Below are 16,989 nucleotides of genomic sequence, written 5' to 3'. Positions count from 1 at the left end.
TGTTCAAATCGACAAGTCGATTTGTCGCTCATTTGCCGCCTTCTTACGCCTCGAATTATTTGCGTATATTTTTTCGCGGCTTTAGTCGTCGCCGTTCAGACCCGCGCGGTTCAACAGGAACTGCGACAGCAGCGGAACCGGGCGGCCGGTGGCGCCTTTGGCCTTGCCAGAACGCCATGCGGTACCCGCGATGTCCAGGTGCGCCCAGTTAAACTTACGCGCAAAACGCGCCAGGAAACAGGCCGCCGTGATGGCACCGCCGGGACGACCGCCAATGTTTGCCATATCGGCAAAATTGGATTCCAGCTGCTCCTGATACTCATCGGCCATCGGCAGACGCCACGCGCGGTCACCTGCTTGTTCTGAGGCGCTGATCAGCTCGTGCGCCAGCGGATTATGGTTCGACATCAAACCGCTGACGTGATGGCCCAGCGCAATTACGCAGGCACCGGTCAGGGTCGCGACGTCAATCACCACTTCTGGCTCGAAGCGCTCCACGTAAGTCAGCGCATCGCACAGCACCAGACGGCCTTCCGCATCGGTATTCAGCACTTCGACGGTCTGGCCCGACATGGTGGTCAGCACATCGCCAGGACGCATTGAACGACCATCCGGCATGTTCTCACAACCCACCAGTACGCCGACGACGTTCAGCGGCAGATTGAGTTCTGCCACCATGCGCATCACGCCGTACACGGACGCCGCGCCGCACATGTCGTACTTCATCTCATCCATCGAATCGGCAGGTTTGATCGAGATACCACCGGAATCGAAGGTCAGGCCTTTACCGACCAGCACAATCGGACGCGCTTCCGGATCGGTACTGCCTTTGTATTCAATCACCGACATCAATGATTCGTTGTGTGAGCCAGCACCGACCGCCAGATACGCGTTCATGCCCAGTTCTTTCATCTGCTGTTCGCCGATGACACGCGTGGTGACATTTTTGCTGTACGCATCAGCCAACTGGCGCGCCTGCGACGCCAGATACGCGGCGTTACAAATATTTGGCGGCATATTGCTGAGGTCTTTAGCGGCTCTGACGCCCGCTGCCACCGCTAAACCATGCTGAATCGCACGTTCACCGCTGGTAAGTTCACGACGGGTTGGCACGTTGAACACCAGCTTGCGCAGTGGACGACGCGGTTCGACTTTATTGCTTTTCAGCTGGTCGAAGTTGTAGAGCGCTTCTTTTGAGGTTTCAACCGCCTGGCGGACTTTCCAGTAAGTGTTGCGCCCTTTAACATGAAGTTCGGTCAGGAAGCACACCGCTTCCATCGAACCCGTGTCGTTCAGCGTATTGATGGTCTTCTGAATCACCTGCTTGTACTGGCGCTCATCCAGCTCGCGCTCTTTACCGCAGCCGATCAACAGGATACGTTCAGACAGGATGTTAGGCACATGGTGCAGCAGCAATGTCTGACCGACTTTGCCTTCCAGTTCACCGCGGCGCAGCAGGGCGCTGATGTAGCCGTCGCTGATTTTATCCAGCTGTTCAGCAATGGGTGACAAACGGCGCGGTTCGAAAACGCCTACAACAATGCAGGCGCTACGCTGTTTTTCCGGGCTACCGCTTTTTACACTGAACTCCATGCACTCTCCTGAATCTTAAAGACAACGGCCTTAGCTGTCGTTAGAATGTAGCGCGTTCGTAACCCATTATTTTTAGCGGCGCCATGACAATTTAACGCCGACGGTCATAATGAGATGTGGTGGCAATGTGTTGTTTTTTCACCACCCTAACGCGTTCGTCATACTATTTTAGCTACGATGACGGCCATTGATGAAGAAAAATGGCTGATAAGCGTTGAAACTAGCGATTTTCCTGCAAAAAGACAAGTTATCACAGGCGTACTAAGCGTGATCATCATTAGATATCTGGTTCGGGAAACGCTCAAAAGCCAGCTGGCTATCCTGTTCATCCTGCTACTGATCTTCTTTTGCCAGAAGTTAGTCAGGATTTTGGGTGCAGCGGTGGATGGCGAGATCCCAACAAATCTGGTTCTGACATTGTTAGGACTTGGCGTGCCTGAAATGGCACAACTTATCCTGCCCCTAAGCTTGTTTCTGGCGATTTTAATGACCCTTGGGCGGCTGTACACCGAAAGTGAGATCACGGTGATGCATGCCTGCGGCCTGGGGAAAAGCGTGCTGGTCAAGGCCGCGATGATCCTGATGCTGCTGACTTCAGCGGTCGCAGCGGTCAACGTCCTTTGGTTAGGACCATGGTCATCGCGTTACCAGGATGAAGTCACACAAAATGCCAAAGCCAACCCTGGCGCAGCGGCGCTGGCGGCGGGCCAGTTCCAGACCTCCAGCGACGGTAATACTGTGCTGTTTGTGGAAAATGTGAAGGGTAATCACTTTGGTAGCGTATTCCTGGCCCAGTTGCGTCCGAAAGGCAATGCACGCCCATCGGTGGTGCTGGCTGACAGCGGTCATATGGAACAACGCAAAGACGGTTCTCAAGTGGTGACGCTGGATAAAGGCACGCGCTTCGAGGGCACGGCGATGCTGCGCGATTTCCGCATCACCGACTTCACCAACTACCAGGCGCTGGTGGGCTATAAAGAAGCCACGCTCGATCCGAATGATGCCGATCAGGCGAGCATTAGCACGCTGTACCAAAACAAAACGCCGCAGTTCCAGGCCGAATTCCATTGGCGTTTAACGCTGGTGTTTGCGGTGCTGGTGATGGCGTTGATGGTGGTGCCGCTCAGCGTGGTCAACCCTCGTCAGGGGCGTGTGCTGTCAATGCTGCCTGCGATGCTGCTGTATCTGATCTTCTTCCTGCTGCAGAGTTCGTTACGTTCTAACGCAGCGAAAGGCAAGTTCGATCCCGCGATTTGGATGTGGGTAGTGAACCTGGCTTATCTGGCGCTGGCCGTGATGTTGAACCTGTGGGATACGGTACCGATGCGACGCATTCGTGGTCGCTTTAGTCGTGGAGGATCGCAGTGATGTTTAAGGTCCTTGACCGCTATATCGGCAAAACCATTTTCAACACCATCATGCTGACATTATTCATGCTGGTGTCGCTATCGGGCATCATCAAGTTTGTCGATCAGCTACGTAAAACCGGGCAGGGCGCTTACACCGCGCTCGACGCCGGTTACTACACGCTGCTCAGCGTTCCGAAAGATATTGAGATCTTCTTCCCGATGGCCGCGCTGCTGGGTGCACTGTTGGGCTTGGGAACGCTAGCGCAGCGCAGCGAGCTGGTGGTGATGCAGGCATCGGGCTTTACCCGTATGCAGGTGGCGCTGGCGGTGATGAAAACCGCGATTCCGCTGGTGCTGTTGACCATGGCTATCGGCGAATTTGTGGCACCGCAGGGCGAGCAGATGGCGCGTAACTACCGTGCGCAGCAGTTGTACGGCGGCTCGCTGATGTCGACGCAGAATGGGCTGTGGGCGAAAGATGGCCATGACTTTATCTACATCGAACGCATTAAAGGCGACAGCGAGATTGATGGTGTCAGCATTTACACCTTCACCGATCAGCGCCGTCTTCTCAGCGTGCGTTATGCCGCCAGTGCGACCTGGAACAAAGACAAGAAGTTGTGGCAGCTGTCGCAGGTGGATGAGTCCAACCTGAGTGATGCGAAACAGATTACCGGTTCGCAAAGTCTGGGCGGGGAGTGGAAAACCAACCTGACGCCTGACAAACTCGGCGTGGTCGCGCTGGATCCGGATGCACTGTCCATTAGCGGTCTGTACAACTACAGCAAATACCTTAAGCAGAGTGGCCAGGTGTCAGGGCGTTATCTGCTGAACATGTGGGGTAAAATCTTCCAGCCGCTGTCCGTGGCGGTGATGATGCTAATGGCGCTGTCGTTTATCTTTGGTCCGCTGCGTAGTGTGTCGATGGGCGTGCGCGTGGTGACGGGTATCAGCTTCGGCTTCCTGTTCTACGTGCTGGATCAGATCTTCGGACCGCTGAGTCTGGTGTATGGCATCCCGCCGATTCTGGGGGCGCTATTGCCGAGCGCCGCGTTCTTTGCCATCAGCTTGTATCTGTTGATGAAGCGCAGTTGATACTTCGTTAGAAGCACGTCGCGACAGCACTGGATTTACGCTTGTTGCGGCGTGTTGCTTCTCTCTATGCGTTCCTGAACTCAACTCTCAATGGTAACCAGCGCTATTCCAGCTTGCTGCCAGATTTCGGCGTCTTCTGGTAACGTATCCATCACCAACATATCGACCTGATCGCAACGGGCAAATTGCGCCAGCGAGGTGTTTCCCAGCTTGCTACTGTCACATACCACGATAACCTGACTGGCGTGTTCAATGATGGTGCGTTTACTTTCAGCCAGCATAATGTCCGCGACACATGCCCCTTGCTTGAGCGAAATGCCATTCACCGCCATAAAGGCTTTATCCACGTTGAGATGATCCATCATCTGGCCGCCCGCAGCAGGGATGACACAGTGATAGCCTTTTTTCACCATGCCACCAAGCAGCACCAGCTGCACGGCGCTGGCTTCTTCCAGCACGCGAGCGATGGCAAAATCATTGGTGATGACGGTGAGATTTTTACGATCGCGTAAATGATGTGCGATATGCAGTGTGGTGGTGCCCGTATCAAGTACGATGATATCGCCATCTTCTACGAGCTGAGCGGCGCGCGCACCGATGCGTGCTTTGGCATCAATATGCAGACTTTCACGCAGATCTGATCCCATTTCGAAGCTGGCTCGGGTACGCAGAATCGCACCACCGTGAGTGCGGGTGAGCTGACCAGACTCTTCCATCAAGCGTAAGTCGGTACGAATGGTGGCACCGGAAACATTGAAGTGCTCACTCATTTCGCCAACCGAGATTTTGCGTTTCTCTTTCAGGATGGCGAGGATTTTTTCTTGTCTTTCCTCTAAATACATATTGGCCTCAGACGTGGGAAAACCGCATCACTCTATCGCAGCTTCCGGGCGGCGTGAACTCCGCCCGGATAATTCACTCAATGGTTAAGCGGTTGCAGAAACTCCACGCGTTCACCATCTGGTCCGGCAATCATAAAATAACGGCTGCCCGCAGGATGATCGCAAGGTCCTTCGATTAACGGGTAACCGAGCGATTTCACCCACTCTTCCGTAGCGAGAAGGTCCTCAACCTGCCACGCGAGATGATCAACGCCACTATCTTGCGCGGCACGTGCATCAGTTTGCCACGGCAACTGATAGAGCTCTAATACAATGCCTTGCTGTTGTAAAAACGCGACGGCAATCGTGCCACGCGGTTCCTGGATATCCAGCTGGCGTTGGCACGTAAATCCCAGCGACTGATAAAAATGACGTGCTGCTACGATGTTCTGCGTACGTAATCCGATGTGCGCTAATGATTTGATCACATTTAAACTCCCTTGCGCTGGCACCAGAAGCCGAAGAAGGCCACATACGCAAAACACACCAGTGGAATGATAAAGGCGAACTGCATATCGCCACCGTTCATGTCTGACATGATTCCCATCACCAGCGGAATCACCGCGCCACCAATAATGGACATCACCACAATCGATCCTGCCAGTTGAGTTTCTGCACCCATGCCTTTAATGGTTAAGCCGAAGTTTGTCGGCCAGCACAGCGCCATACAGAAATTCACCCCCATAATGGCGACGACGGCCGCCATGCTTTTCTGGCTGACGGCAAACAGTAACAGCATGACGCATAACGAACAGAACACGCCGAGTAACAGCGCCGGACTATAGCGCTTCATTAACGCGGTGGTGACCACTTTGCCTGCTGAGTAGCAAAGCAACGTGGCGATTAACCACCAGGTGGCCGAGTGCTCGGTGGTACCGTGCTCAATCAGCTGCACGAAACGGATGGTGAAGCTCCACAGACCCACCTGCGCACCGACATAAAGGAACTGTGAGAGCACGCCCATACGGAATCGCGGAACCGCCCACAGCTTTTTCAGCGACTGCATCAGCGGCTCTTTTACCGCATCTGCTTTTGCGATGGGTTTGCATGCCGGGAACTTTACCGCGACAAAAACCAGCGCCAGCACCACCAGTATCGACCCGATGATCAGGTACGGTGTGACGACTTGAGACACCATTTGCTGACGAATCGCATCTGCTGCTTCAGCCGGCAGCGCCGCCAGTTGATCGTGGGTCAAATCGTCCTTGTTAAAGATCAGCTGTTGACCAATAACCACGCCCATAATCACGCCGACCGAGTTAAAGATCTGCGAGAAGTTAATACGTTGAGTCGAGGTTTCTGCGGTCCCGAGCAGGCTTGAATAGGTGTTGGCAGATGTTTCGAGGAACGACAATCCGCTGGCAATCACGCCCAGGCAACCAAGAAACGCGGCGTATGTCATGGCATGGGCTGCCGGAATGAACAGGAAACAACCCGCAGCGTACAAACAAAGCCCGATAATGATCGCCACTTTGTAGGAGTAGCGCTTAATGACCGCTGCGGCGGGCAACGCGACGAGGAAGTAGCCAAGGAAGAAGATTGACTGCACCAGCGCGGTTTGCGTATCGCTCAGGTCAAAGCCCTTTTTAAACTGAGCAATCAGGATGTCATTGAGATTGCCCGCCATGCCCCACAAAGCAAACAGGCAGCAGACCATCAAGAGTTGCAGCCACGGCGTGGCTGGCAGATAGGCGCTACGATCCAGGGTTTCACCGTGCGCGCTGGCAACCTGATCCTGCTTCTTAATCACTATTTCGCTCATGATCCCTGCTCCTCAAAACAGGCGGACACGGCATCGAGACGATCCCAAAGCGGTTGTGCCTGTACATAAAGTTGGTCGAAGATATCGAACTGGCGTTGGTAGGCTGCATGCAAGCGGGCATCCGGTTGGATTTCACCGGCAATCCGCACCATGCGTTGTACCCCGTGGCCGAGGTCATTGAAGTGGCCAATACCCGTGGCAGCGAGAATGGCGCAGCCCAGCGTACCGTTTTCCTGGTTGGCAGTTTGCAAAATAGGGCGGTTATAAACCGAGGCTTTGATGCTCAGCCACAGTTCGCTACGCGATCCGCCGCCAGAGGCAATAATGCTATCCGGCATGTTGCAACATTCACTGAGCTGACGCAGATTGCGCCATGAGGCAAACGCTACGCCCTCCAGCACGGCACGATACAGATGGCCTGCCTCATGCCGGCGCTGTAAGCCAAATAGCTGCCCGCGCGAGTTGCATTTCTCTGCCAGACGTTCGCCGGTGAGATACGGCAGGAACAGCAATCCTTCTGCGCCCGGTTTCTTTTCTGCAGCCAGGCGCAGCATCTCAGGATGCGAATGATGACCGCCGCCGAACGCTTCACGCGCCCAGCGCATGGCATCGCCACCAGCATCCAGCAAAGTGAAACCACCCCACGCCTTATTGCTCAGGTGCAGATTGTTCACCTGTGTGTGCAGCAGCGGCGCATCGCTCACCACAGTAATCAGCGTTGAAGTACCGGTGCTGTCAGATGCCTGGCCTGGCTGGTAAACACCTGAACCGAGCAGACTGGCAGCCATATCGGCCGTGCCGGCCACGACGGGAATACCCGGCCGCAAGCCCGTTTCTTGTGCAGCTTCCTGACTGATTGCGCCAATCACGTCACTGGCGGCGTGGATCTTCGGTAGCAGACTGGCCGGGAGTTGAAAACGGTCGAGCGCGGCACTCGACCACTGGCGTGTGGCGCTGTCCATCAGGTAGTAACACGAGGCTTCGCTGTAATCGGTGGCACGTACGCCGGTTAACTGAAAGTTGATAAAATCTTTCGGCATCAACACACTGGCGACACGCGACCACACATCAGGATGATGTTCACGAATCCACAGTAACTTGAATGCTGGCCACGCGGGTGTAGGGGGATTATTGAGATGCTCAAGCCAAAACAGCGCATCTTCCTGCTCCCGGAAGGCGGCAACCTGCGACCAGGCGCGCTTGTCATTCCACAGTAGCGCACGGTCCTCAACCAGGTGGCCAGCACTATCCAACAGCACCGTGCCATGCATTTGCCCACAGACCGCAATCGCAGCCAGCTGCGTCATTTCAGCGCCAAAGCGCGCATTCAGTTCCCGGATGCCGTCGCAAACAGATAACCACCACAGCGAAGGGGCTTGTTCCACCCAGCCTGGCTGCGGGCTTGTCTGTGCATATTCACGTTGGGCAAAACCAACAATATCGCCATCGGTAGTCACAAGGGCAGCGCGTGCGCTGCCTGTTCCAATATCGAGGGTAAGAAGTAATTTTTTCATTATTCACTCCATATTACGCCGGAGAGTTGCAGCGTTTTGTTCAGTCCTGAGCCAGTTCCGGGAACAGTGATGGATCCTGTTCCAGTTGTGCGAGTACCTTTTCAGTGGCGCTGGCACTCATGCCAAAGCGACGAACGCCGAGGCGGTAAAGCGTGCGGATAGTATCGAGGTCGCGGATGCCGCCCGATCCTTTAATGCGCAGACGTCCTTGCAGTTGATCGGCAATGATGGCCACTTTCTCTTCCGTCGCGCCGCTAGCTGCCCAACCGGTCGAGGTCTTAATCCACTTCATGCCCGCTTCCACCGCGATATCACATACGCGACGAATCTGCTGTTCATCGAGATAATGGGTTTCAAGGATCACTTTGGCTTCAATAGGTGCCGCCGCTTCCACTACGCGTTGCAGATCCTGTTTTACTTCATCAAACCGGCCAGACAACACTTTGCCGATGTTCACCACCATATCGACCTCACGGGCGCCATCGCAGATCAGCTGGCGAACTTCCTGCACTTTGGTCTCGGTCGCGTGGCCGCCGCTTGGGAAACCAACCGGGCCGCCAATCATGATGTCTCCACGGCCTTGTTCTGGCAGTAAGGTGCTGAGGAAACGCGTCCAGCAAGGCAATACGTGAATGGCAATAATGTTGTAGCGGATCGCCAATTCGGCGCATTGACGGATGTCGGCTTCGGTGTTGGTGGCCTGCACGGCGCTGAGATCGATCATGCGCGCCATTTGTTGAGTGATACGGTTCATTTTCTTTTCCTTTCAAGTTAAATCACAATGTGACAATAAATGAAAGTTAAAATGAAGGTAAATGCAAATTAAGAGATCTGTGATCCAGCAAGTAAAAATAAGTGAAAGTAAATTCAAAGGAGAGGAATAGAGCGATGCGGTAATGCGCAAAACACTGCGCTGTTAGCGAGTATGCAGGATATGAAATCTGCGTCTGCATCCCGCAAACTTCGTTGCGATACTTCTACATGTTGGACATTTGTAAGCTGAGGCCTTCAGGCCGCCCAGAACGGGCGCGCCAGGTTTCGCCTTTACAACATAACCGTAGAGGCGAGATCTATTGTCCGACTTTGCAAGAGTTAAAGCAGCGGCTGAACCCACGAAGGTAACTGCGACAACAAGTACAACACCAACCCGATCGTGCCTCCCACCAACGTCCCGTTAATACGAATAAACTGCAGATCGCGGCCAATGTTCAACTCAATCTGTTGTGACATCTCTCGCGCATCCCAGCTCTTTACGGTATCGCTGATGTGGCGCGTCAGGAATTCGGCGAACTCGGGTGCAATGCTGCGGGCGGCATCTTCCAGGTGTTGATTCATCGAGGTACGTAGCGCTTCATCTGCTGCCAGCGTTTCGCCGAACCATAGCGCGGCAAGACGCACGCGCTCCTGCACGCGAGAATCTTCACTGTTAAGATCGGCCTTCAGCCAGCTACGCAAGTCCTGCCATAGCTCGCCAATGTAGCGATTCAGCGACTCATCCTCTTTCAGCCAGCTTTTGATCACTTCAGCACGTTCAGCCATTTCGGGATCAGTTTTCAACTTCTCAATCAGTCGCTGCACGGCGCGATTAAAACCGAGGCGGAATTCATGGCCCTGATCCAGCGCCACTTCATCCAGAATCGAGTCCACGGCATTGGCCACCAGGTCAGCACTGTGCTCGCCCAGCCATTCGGTGGGTAGCATTTTGGCTTTGATCGGATGTTCACGCTTCAGCCAGCGCACAATCTGAGCCGCGATAAATTCACGCGTGCCAGGCTTATGCAGCAGACGCAGCAGCTGTTGTACTGCGGCATCGAGCAGTTCCTGATGACGATTATTTTTGGTCAGGCTGTCGAGCAGCAGTGCGCTGGATTGTGTCAGATCGACCTTATCCAGTGCGCGATGCACGGCACGCCGCAGGAAGCGCTGGATGCGTTCATCATCCGTGAGATCAAGGAAGCCGCGCATCACCTGCAACAGATGGCGACCAATGCGATCGGCGTTGCCCGGTGTGTTGAGCCAGTGCGCCAGCATCTGCGAGGGATCGTGGCGGCGTATCAGCGCCAGCAACGAATCGGTATCAAGAAATTTCTCCTGCACAAAGCGGCCAAGATTCTCCCCGATGCGATCCTTATTGCGCGGAATAATCGCCGTATGACGCGAGATGAAGGGCACCGGCACGCGGCGAAACAGCGCGACCACCGCAAACCAGTCTGCCAGCGCACCGACCATCGCCGCTTCAGCAATGGCCTTGAGACCAAGCACCCAGAAATTGGGCGGCAGAAACAGCGTCACGACAAAAGTCACTGCGGCAACCAGCAGCAATGCGAGTGCCAGACGCTTGCTCCGTTTGAGTTGTTGATATTTATCCATATAACGATCTTAGCAGACCACACCTTATGGTGGCGGTGCGAATCATTGTACCTATTCAATCAGCGTCATTGATGTCGCGGCGCACAGGTGTCACTGCGGCGTTGCTGATACCCGCGCCATACGTAGCGCCGCGGAGGAAGATAAATATTTTCAGTGTGTTATCGACGACGGCCGCCCATCAAACTCCCCAGTACGCCACGAATGATCTGGTTGGTTACCTGGCGCGCCGCGCTTTTTGCCACGCTCTGCACCACGCCATCGCGCTTGCCGCCGCGCGGTCCAGTGGTGCCAAACAGAATGTCTTTCAACCCGCCGAGAATGCCATCATCAACTTCGACATTATTGCCTTTGGCTTCCGGCGCATCGGCCTGCTGTGGCGCGGCTTGCACCCCTTTTTGCAGCATCTCAAACGCGGATTCGCGATCCACTTCAGTGTCGTATTTGCCGTACAGCGGTGAGTTATTGATCAGGCCGTTGCGCTCATCCTGCGTTATCGGCCCCATGCGCGAGCCGGGCGCAATCACCATGGCGCGCTGCACCATCGATGGGCTGCCTTTTTCATCGAGGAACGAAATCAGCGCCTCGCCAGTGCCCAGCGCCTGAATGGCTTCCACGGTATTGAATGCCGGATTGGCGCGCATGGTTTCGGCGGCGCTTTTCACCGCTTTTTGATCTTTCGGCGTGAAGGCGCGCAGGGCGTGTTGCACACGATTGCCTAGCTGGCCGAGCACATTGTCAGGGATATCCGACGGATTCTGCGTGACGAAATAGACGCCGACGCCTTTGGATCGAATCAGACGGATCACTTGCTCCACTTTCTCCAGCAGCACCGGCGGCGCATCGGTAAACAACAGATGTGCCTCATCAAAGAAGAACACCATTTTCGGTTTATCGAGATCGCCCGCTTCGGGCAACTGCTCGTACAGTTCCGCCAGCAGCCACAGCAGGCTGGTGGCATAGAGTTTCGGCATTTGATACAGCTTCTCGGCGGAAAGGATATTGATGAAACCTTTGCCTTCGCTGTCACAACGCATCCAGTCACGGATATCCAGCATCGGCTCGCCGAAGAAGTGTTCAGCACCTTGTTGTTCCAGCGCCAGTAAGCCACGTTGAATCGCCCCCACAGAGGCGCTGTTGATGTTGCCGTACTGCGTCTGGAAGGATTTAGCGTTATCGCCGATGTATTGCGTCATGGCGCGCAGATCTTTGAAATCCAGCAGCAACAGGCCCTGATCGTCGGCGATGCGGAAGATGATTTGCAGCACGCCCGATTGCACATCATTGAGGTTGAGCAAGCGCGCCAGCAACAGCGGTCCAAGGTCGGAAACGGTGGCGCGCACTGGGTGGCCTTTCTCGGCAAAAATGTCCCACACCATCACCGGATTTTTCTGTGCCTGCCAGTCGGTCACGCCAATCTTTTCCAGCCGCGCCAGCAACTTTTCCGAGCCTTCACCGGCGGTGGCTACGCCAGTCAGATCGCCTTTCACATCGGCCATAAACACCGGCACGCCGATATTGGAGAAGGACTCGGCGATTTTTTGCAGCGTCACGGTTTTACCGGTGCCAGTGGCGCCAGTGATTAAGCCGTGGCGGTTCGCCATATTGGAAAGCAGGGATAACTGGATGTCGGGCGTTTGAGCAATCAGCAACGGGGTGGTCATATTTTTTCACTCGCAGGCAACAGGTTATGCCAGAAAGAATAGCAAGCGATGCGAGGAGAAGGATGAAGATTGTACTGAAAGTGTTGATGGGGGAAGCCATTCCCCCATCAACAGAATTTACTGCTTCTGTACCACATCAAAGAACAGCAAGCTCACCCCAATCCCTTGCTGCACATGATTGACGTTGTTACGCACCGCTACCTGCTGCGCACCCTGCAGCATCACCACAAACGGTGAGTTCTGCCGCACGGTATTTTGCAGGTCGGTGTAAAGCGCACGGCGTTTAGTGGCGTCACTTTCACCCGCTGCGGCACGTGTCTTCGCGCTGAGTGCAGGAATCTCCCAGCCGACTCGCCACGCCAGCGTTTTTGAGCCGCCCGGCACGTTGTAAGCAAAAGCGCTGGCATTGGTATTGGGGTCAACGTAATCCGCGCCCCAGTAGATAAAGATCGACTGGAAATCGCGGCCGCGCATTTTGCTCCACAACTCGGATTCTGCCACCGGCTGCAGCTCAATCTGCACATCCGCTTTGGCGAAGCTGGCCTGTAGCGCCTGGGCAACATCAATGTACGGCGGCTGGTTAATCACCGTCAGCGCAAACTTGCTGCCGGGTTTAATGCCCCCTTTGGCCAAAATCGCTTTGGCTTTCGCCACATCGTAGTGGAAAGGTTGATCCTTTAGTGCACCATCAAAGCCCTGCGGCAGGAAACTCTGATGAATGCGGTACTGACCTTTCAGCAAATCTTTTGAGATGGATTGATAATCCACCAACCAACGCGCCGCTTCCCACAGGGCCGGATTCCCCAGTGCCGGTTGCGCTTTGTTTTGGGTATTGAAGCCCAGGTAATACACCAGGCTCGAAGGGAACGCTTCGATGCGCAGGTTTTTATCGCTCTTCAGCGCATCGATTTGATCCGGGCCGAGCTGATAAGCGACATCCACATCGCCTTGCTGGATCAACAGGCGACGCGCACCGGCATCGGCCACGCCTTTTAGCAAAATACGCTTCAGGTGTGGCTGCGGATTAGCTTGCGGATTGGCGCTCAGCACCAGCGCCTGCTGCGGCACATACTGTTGAATCGTGAACGCGCCGCTGCCAGCGGTGTGGGTGTGCAGCCAGCCATTACCCAGATCGTTATTTACCGCATGCTGCTGCACGGTTTTACTGTCCACCACCGAGGCGACCGGCGCAGTCAGCAGGCGCAGCGCCAAGTCCTGACCGATCTGTGCAGGCCACTGTATCTCCAACTTATGGTCACTCAGCACCTTAAACTGGCTGGCGATGTTTTCGCGGGTCCAGCCAAATTCGGCGAGAATGAAAGAAGGTGCCTTGTTCAACTGCACGGCGCGCGTCAGTGAGAAAATCACATCCTGCGGTGTCACCGCATTACCGCTGGAGAAGCGAGTGCCGGGTTTGAGGTTAAACACCAGGCTGTGTGGCGAACTGCCACTTTGCCAGGATGTTGCCAGCAGCGGTGCCAGCTTCTGTGGTGTATCGCGGTCCGCTTGTACCAGCGTCTGGTAGATGTTGCGCTGTACGCTGTTGCTGACGGTTTCAAAGCTTTCTGCAGGGTCGAAGCTGATAATGCCATCCAGCGGTACGGCGACCACCAGCGTGTCTTTCGGTGTGGCAGCCTGTAAGGCAAATGCACTACTCCATAAAGTGACCAACAAAATCAATGCACGCATTTATTGTTTTCCTGAGTGATAGATTAATCGACTCTATCGCTGCCGCCGCTCAGGCAAAATGCCGGTTTGTTCTGAGCTGTGCCGGAAATTAACAAATGATAACATTCGGCGATTATTTCACTTAAATTGTGCGCCGTCTGTCATTTTCAGGAAATAGATCGTTCATGTACTGGTCAATTAAGTAAATAAGATGTTATTAATGAGAATAATTCTCTTGTATGGAAGTATGATTTATTTTTATCGATTGAATTGAGCGATTATTTCTTTACGCGATCAATTTTGGTCATTTGCCCATCCAGACTTGCTAAAAACACAGCAATTGTACGGTTAAAAGTCCAATTCACCCTCCGAAAGCCCTTTACCTGCCCTTAACCTAAATTCAACATCATGATGGTTTCTCATCAAAACACATCCGAACATTGATTTTTACATTCAGAAATATCTATATCCCTAAGATTGCCAGGTTATTTACCGATTTATAAAGCCATTAACAAAAATAATTATCTTTCTTAGCAAGTGAGAGTCGTCGCGCCATGCTTCTAAATAAACCGACCACCAGACGTAAGTTTTTGCTTGGGTCGTTATTGGCTTTGCCATTAAGCGACCTGGTATTTAAGGGATTAACTGCGGCGCAAGCTGCGGAAATGGCAGCACCGGAACTCGCCGATTACAAACCGATCTTTTTCAGCGCTCAGGAGTGGCAGTTTATTCTGGCCGCGACCGATCGTCTGATTCCGGCCGGTGGTAAGGGCAAGGCGCCAGGTGCACTGGAAACTAACGTGCCGATCTTTATCGATCAGCAACTCCATAGCCCTGAGTTCGGCGGCGAAATTTACATGCAGGGTCCGTTCGACGTGCACGCGCCAGCCACCATGGGTTATCAGATCCCTTACACCCCGCAGGAACTGTATCGCACAGGCATCAAGCTGGTGGAACAGTGGACGCAGAGCACCTACAAAAAATCCTTCCATGAACTGACGCTGGAAGAGAAAGACGCGGTGCTGACCAAGGTCAATAAAAATGACGGTATCGATTTCCCGGCAATGGGTGAACCGAACCTGAAAGCCTCGCAGTTCTTTGGCCAGCTTCTGGCTGATACCAAACACGGTTACCTCGCCGATCCCATGTACGGCGGCAATAAGGGCATGAAAGCCTGGATTGCGATTGGTTTCCCAGGCGCACGCGCCAGCTTCACCGAGTGGGTGAAGCAGCACAACGTGCCGTACCCGCTGGGACCGGTCAGCCTCTTGGGTGAGCGCGCTTAAGCCTCCCCCCCCGTATTTGGTATGTGAGACAGGATTAACATGGCACAGATTACAAAGAAAGAAGTCGACGTCGTCGTTTGCGGCCTCGGCTGGGCCGGCTCGTTGATGAGTATCGAACTGGCGATGGCCGGACTGGAAGTTCGCGCGTTAGAGCGCGGCGGCGAGCGTGACTACCCGGATTTCGCTTACCCGAAACCCGCTGATGAATACGCCTATAACGTGCGTAACAAAGTGTTCGCCACCCCAAAAGAAGTGGCGGTCACCGTGCGTTACAACATGAGCCAGACGGCACTCCCGACGCGTAAATGGGGCGCATTCGCTCCGGGTACCGGTGTGGGCGGCGCAGGTATGCACTGGACGGCGGTACTGATTCGTCCAACCCCAACCGATATCAAACTGAAGACCTACGTCGATCAGGCTTACAAACCCGGCGTATTGCAGGATGATATGCGCGTGATGGATTTCCCGTTCACCTGGGAAGAGATCGAGCCGTATTACTATAAATTTGAGTTGATCTGCGGCCAGTCGGGCAACACCGGCAACCTGCGTGGTCAGATTCTGGAAGGCGGTGACCCGTTCGAAGGCCCACGCTCTGAACCATATCCGCTGCCTGCGCTGGAAGACACGCTGAACAACGTGATGTTTAAAGAAGCGGCGACCAAGCTGGGTTACCACCCGTTCCCGAACCCGTCTGCTTGCGTGTCTCGCGCGTGGAAAAACCCGTACGGCAACCAGATCGCGCCGTGTAACTATTGCGGTTACTGCTCGAAATACCCGTGCCTGAACTACTCCAAAGCCTCACCGCAAACCGCTGTGATGGATGCGCTGAAGCGTATGCCTAACTTCTCTTACGAAGTGCATGCGGAAGTGTACAAAGTGGTGCTGCACGACGATGGTAAAACGGCGAAGGGTGTTCTCTACTTCGATGCAGACGGCAACGAAGTGTTCCAGCCCGCCAAAATCGTGGTGCTCTCCAGCTTCCAGCTGTACAACGTGCGTCTGATGTTGCTGTCAGGTATCGGCAAGCCGTACAACCCAATCACCGAAGAAGGTGTGGTGGGCCGTAACTACGCGTTCCTGTCGAACGGCGGCGCAACCCTGTTCTTTAAAGACAAGAACTTCAACTCCTACGCTACCGCAGGCGCCACTGGCCAGATGTTCAACGACATCTCACCAGGCAACTTCGACGGTCCAGGCCTCGGCTTCCTCGGCGGCGCGAAGATCCACAGCTCGCAAGCCACCGGTACGCCAATGGCGGCAGCGTTGCCAAAGGGCACGCCAGCCTGGGGTATGGGTTACAAAGAAGGTCTGGAAGAGTGGTACAACCATTCCATGAAGATCAGCATCACTACCACTTGTCAGTCGTATCGCGATATCTATCTGGATCTGGATCCGCATTACACCGACCATCGTGGCCAGCCGCTGCTGCGCATGACCTTTAACTGGAAAGAGAACGAACTCAAGCTGCAACAGCATCTGAAAGGTATCGTCGGCGATATCGCCAAAGAGCTGAACCCAGACAGCATGAGCATGAGTTTCCTGCCAATGGGCGCGGACTTTGACCTGACCAAATACGTTTCTACCCATAACGTGGGTGGTGCGGTGATGGGCGATAACCCGAAAACCTCGGCGCTGAACAAGTATCTGCAGAGCTGGGATGTGCATAACGTGTTTGTACCGGGCGGTAACGCCTTCCCGCAAAACTTCCAGGCGAACCCGACCGATACCATCGGCGCGATTACCCTGATGGCTGCGCAGGCGATCAAAGAACACTATCTGAAAAACCCAGGTCCATTGGTACAGGCATAAG

At 54.4% G+C, this 16,989-nt stretch carries 13 protein-coding genes; 4 read left to right on the top strand and 9 right to left on the bottom strand.

The window, feature by feature from the left end; all coding sequences use genetic code 11:
* Positions 1-81 precede the first annotated feature (81 nt).
* Entirely contained in the window at positions 82-1,593 is a 1,512-nt protein-coding gene (gene pepA / locus ACCW76_RS04915; protein ID WP_034826455.1) for a leucyl aminopeptidase, read from the bottom strand.
* A gap of 267 nt (positions 1,594-1,860) precedes the next feature.
* On the opposite strand from pepA, the gene lptF reads away from it, so the two are divergent.
* Positions 1,861-2,961, top strand: a complete 1,101-nt coding sequence (gene lptF, locus ACCW76_RS04910; RefSeq protein WP_038649354.1) for an LPS export ABC transporter permease LptF — start codon at positions 1,861-1,863, stop codon at positions 2,959-2,961.
* The gene (gene lptG / locus ACCW76_RS04905; RefSeq protein ID WP_160868502.1) at positions 2,961-4,037 is read left to right on the top strand and encodes an LPS export ABC transporter permease LptG; all 1,077 of its coding nucleotides are present in this window, start codon (positions 2,961-2,963) and stop codon (positions 4,035-4,037) included. Before lptF ends, lptG begins: the two co-directional genes overlap by 1 nt.
* A gap of 80 nt (positions 4,038-4,117) precedes the next feature.
* Here lptG and ACCW76_RS04900 read toward each other — a convergent pair whose 3' ends face one another.
* The 8 genes from ACCW76_RS04900 to ACCW76_RS04865 all read right to left on the bottom strand — a co-directional run bounded on the left by ACCW76_RS04900 (position 4,118) and on the right by ACCW76_RS04865 (position 13,914).
* Positions 4,118-4,879, bottom strand: a complete 762-nt coding sequence (locus tag ACCW76_RS04900) for a DeoR/GlpR family DNA-binding transcription regulator (protein ID WP_436337930.1) — start codon at positions 4,877-4,879, stop codon at positions 4,118-4,120.
* A 77-nt stretch (positions 4,880-4,956) separates the two neighbouring features.
* A complete protein-coding gene (locus tag ACCW76_RS04895; protein WP_436337929.1) occupies positions 4,957-5,346 on the bottom strand; it encodes a VOC family protein in 390 nt (129 codons plus the stop codon).
* Positions 5,347-5,348: 2 nt separating this feature from the next.
* Positions 5,349-6,680, bottom strand: coding sequence for an L-fucose:H+ symporter permease (fucP, locus tag ACCW76_RS04890; protein ID WP_160868505.1), 1,332 nt, complete (start codon positions 6,678-6,680; stop codon positions 5,349-5,351).
* Positions 6,677-8,194 carry a xylulokinase gene (locus ACCW76_RS04885; RefSeq protein WP_436337928.1) on the bottom strand — a complete coding sequence of 506 codons (1,518 nt, stop codon included), beginning with the start codon at positions 8,192-8,194 and terminating at the stop codon, positions 6,677-6,679. Before ACCW76_RS04885 ends, fucP begins: the two co-directional genes overlap by 4 nt.
* Before the next feature lie 40 nt (positions 8,195-8,234).
* A complete protein-coding gene (deoC, locus tag ACCW76_RS04880) occupies positions 8,235-8,948 on the bottom strand; it encodes a deoxyribose-phosphate aldolase (protein WP_337023166.1) in 714 nt (237 codons plus the stop codon).
* 338 nt (positions 8,949-9,286) lie between these two features.
* Complete coding sequence (locus ACCW76_RS04875) at positions 9,287-10,564, bottom strand: DUF445 domain-containing protein (RefSeq protein WP_436337927.1); 1,278 nt, start codon at positions 10,562-10,564, stop codon at positions 9,287-9,289.
* Between the two features lie 158 nt (positions 10,565-10,722).
* Entirely contained in the window at positions 10,723-12,225 is a 1,503-nt protein-coding gene (locus ACCW76_RS04870; RefSeq protein WP_436337926.1) for a helicase HerA-like C-terminal domain-containing protein, read from the bottom strand.
* Between the two features lie 117 nt (positions 12,226-12,342).
* Positions 12,343-13,914 (bottom strand): ABC transporter substrate-binding protein, encoded by a 1,572-nt coding sequence (locus ACCW76_RS04865; RefSeq protein WP_436337925.1) that lies wholly within the window; start codon positions 13,912-13,914, stop codon positions 12,343-12,345.
* A 533-nt stretch (positions 13,915-14,447) separates the two neighbouring features.
* Between ACCW76_RS04865 and ACCW76_RS04860 the strand changes: the two genes are divergently transcribed.
* A complete protein-coding gene (locus tag ACCW76_RS04860) occupies positions 14,448-15,179 on the top strand; it encodes a gluconate 2-dehydrogenase subunit 3 family protein (protein WP_038649342.1) in 732 nt (243 codons plus the stop codon).
* A gap of 39 nt (positions 15,180-15,218) precedes the next feature.
* Positions 15,219-16,988: a GMC family oxidoreductase gene (locus ACCW76_RS04855; RefSeq protein ID WP_045815909.1), complete on the top strand. Its 1,770-nt coding sequence runs from the start codon at positions 15,219-15,221 to the stop codon at positions 16,986-16,988.
* Position 16,989: the final 1 nt, after the last annotated feature.

It is taken from the genome of Pantoea sp. C8B4 (assembly GCF_051336905.1).
In the GTDB taxonomy this organism is placed as follows: domain Bacteria; phylum Pseudomonadota; class Gammaproteobacteria; order Enterobacterales; family Enterobacteriaceae; genus Pantoea; species Pantoea rwandensis_B.
Note: the sequence above shows the minus strand (reverse complement) of the source record. Positions and strands in the feature narration are given on the sequence as shown.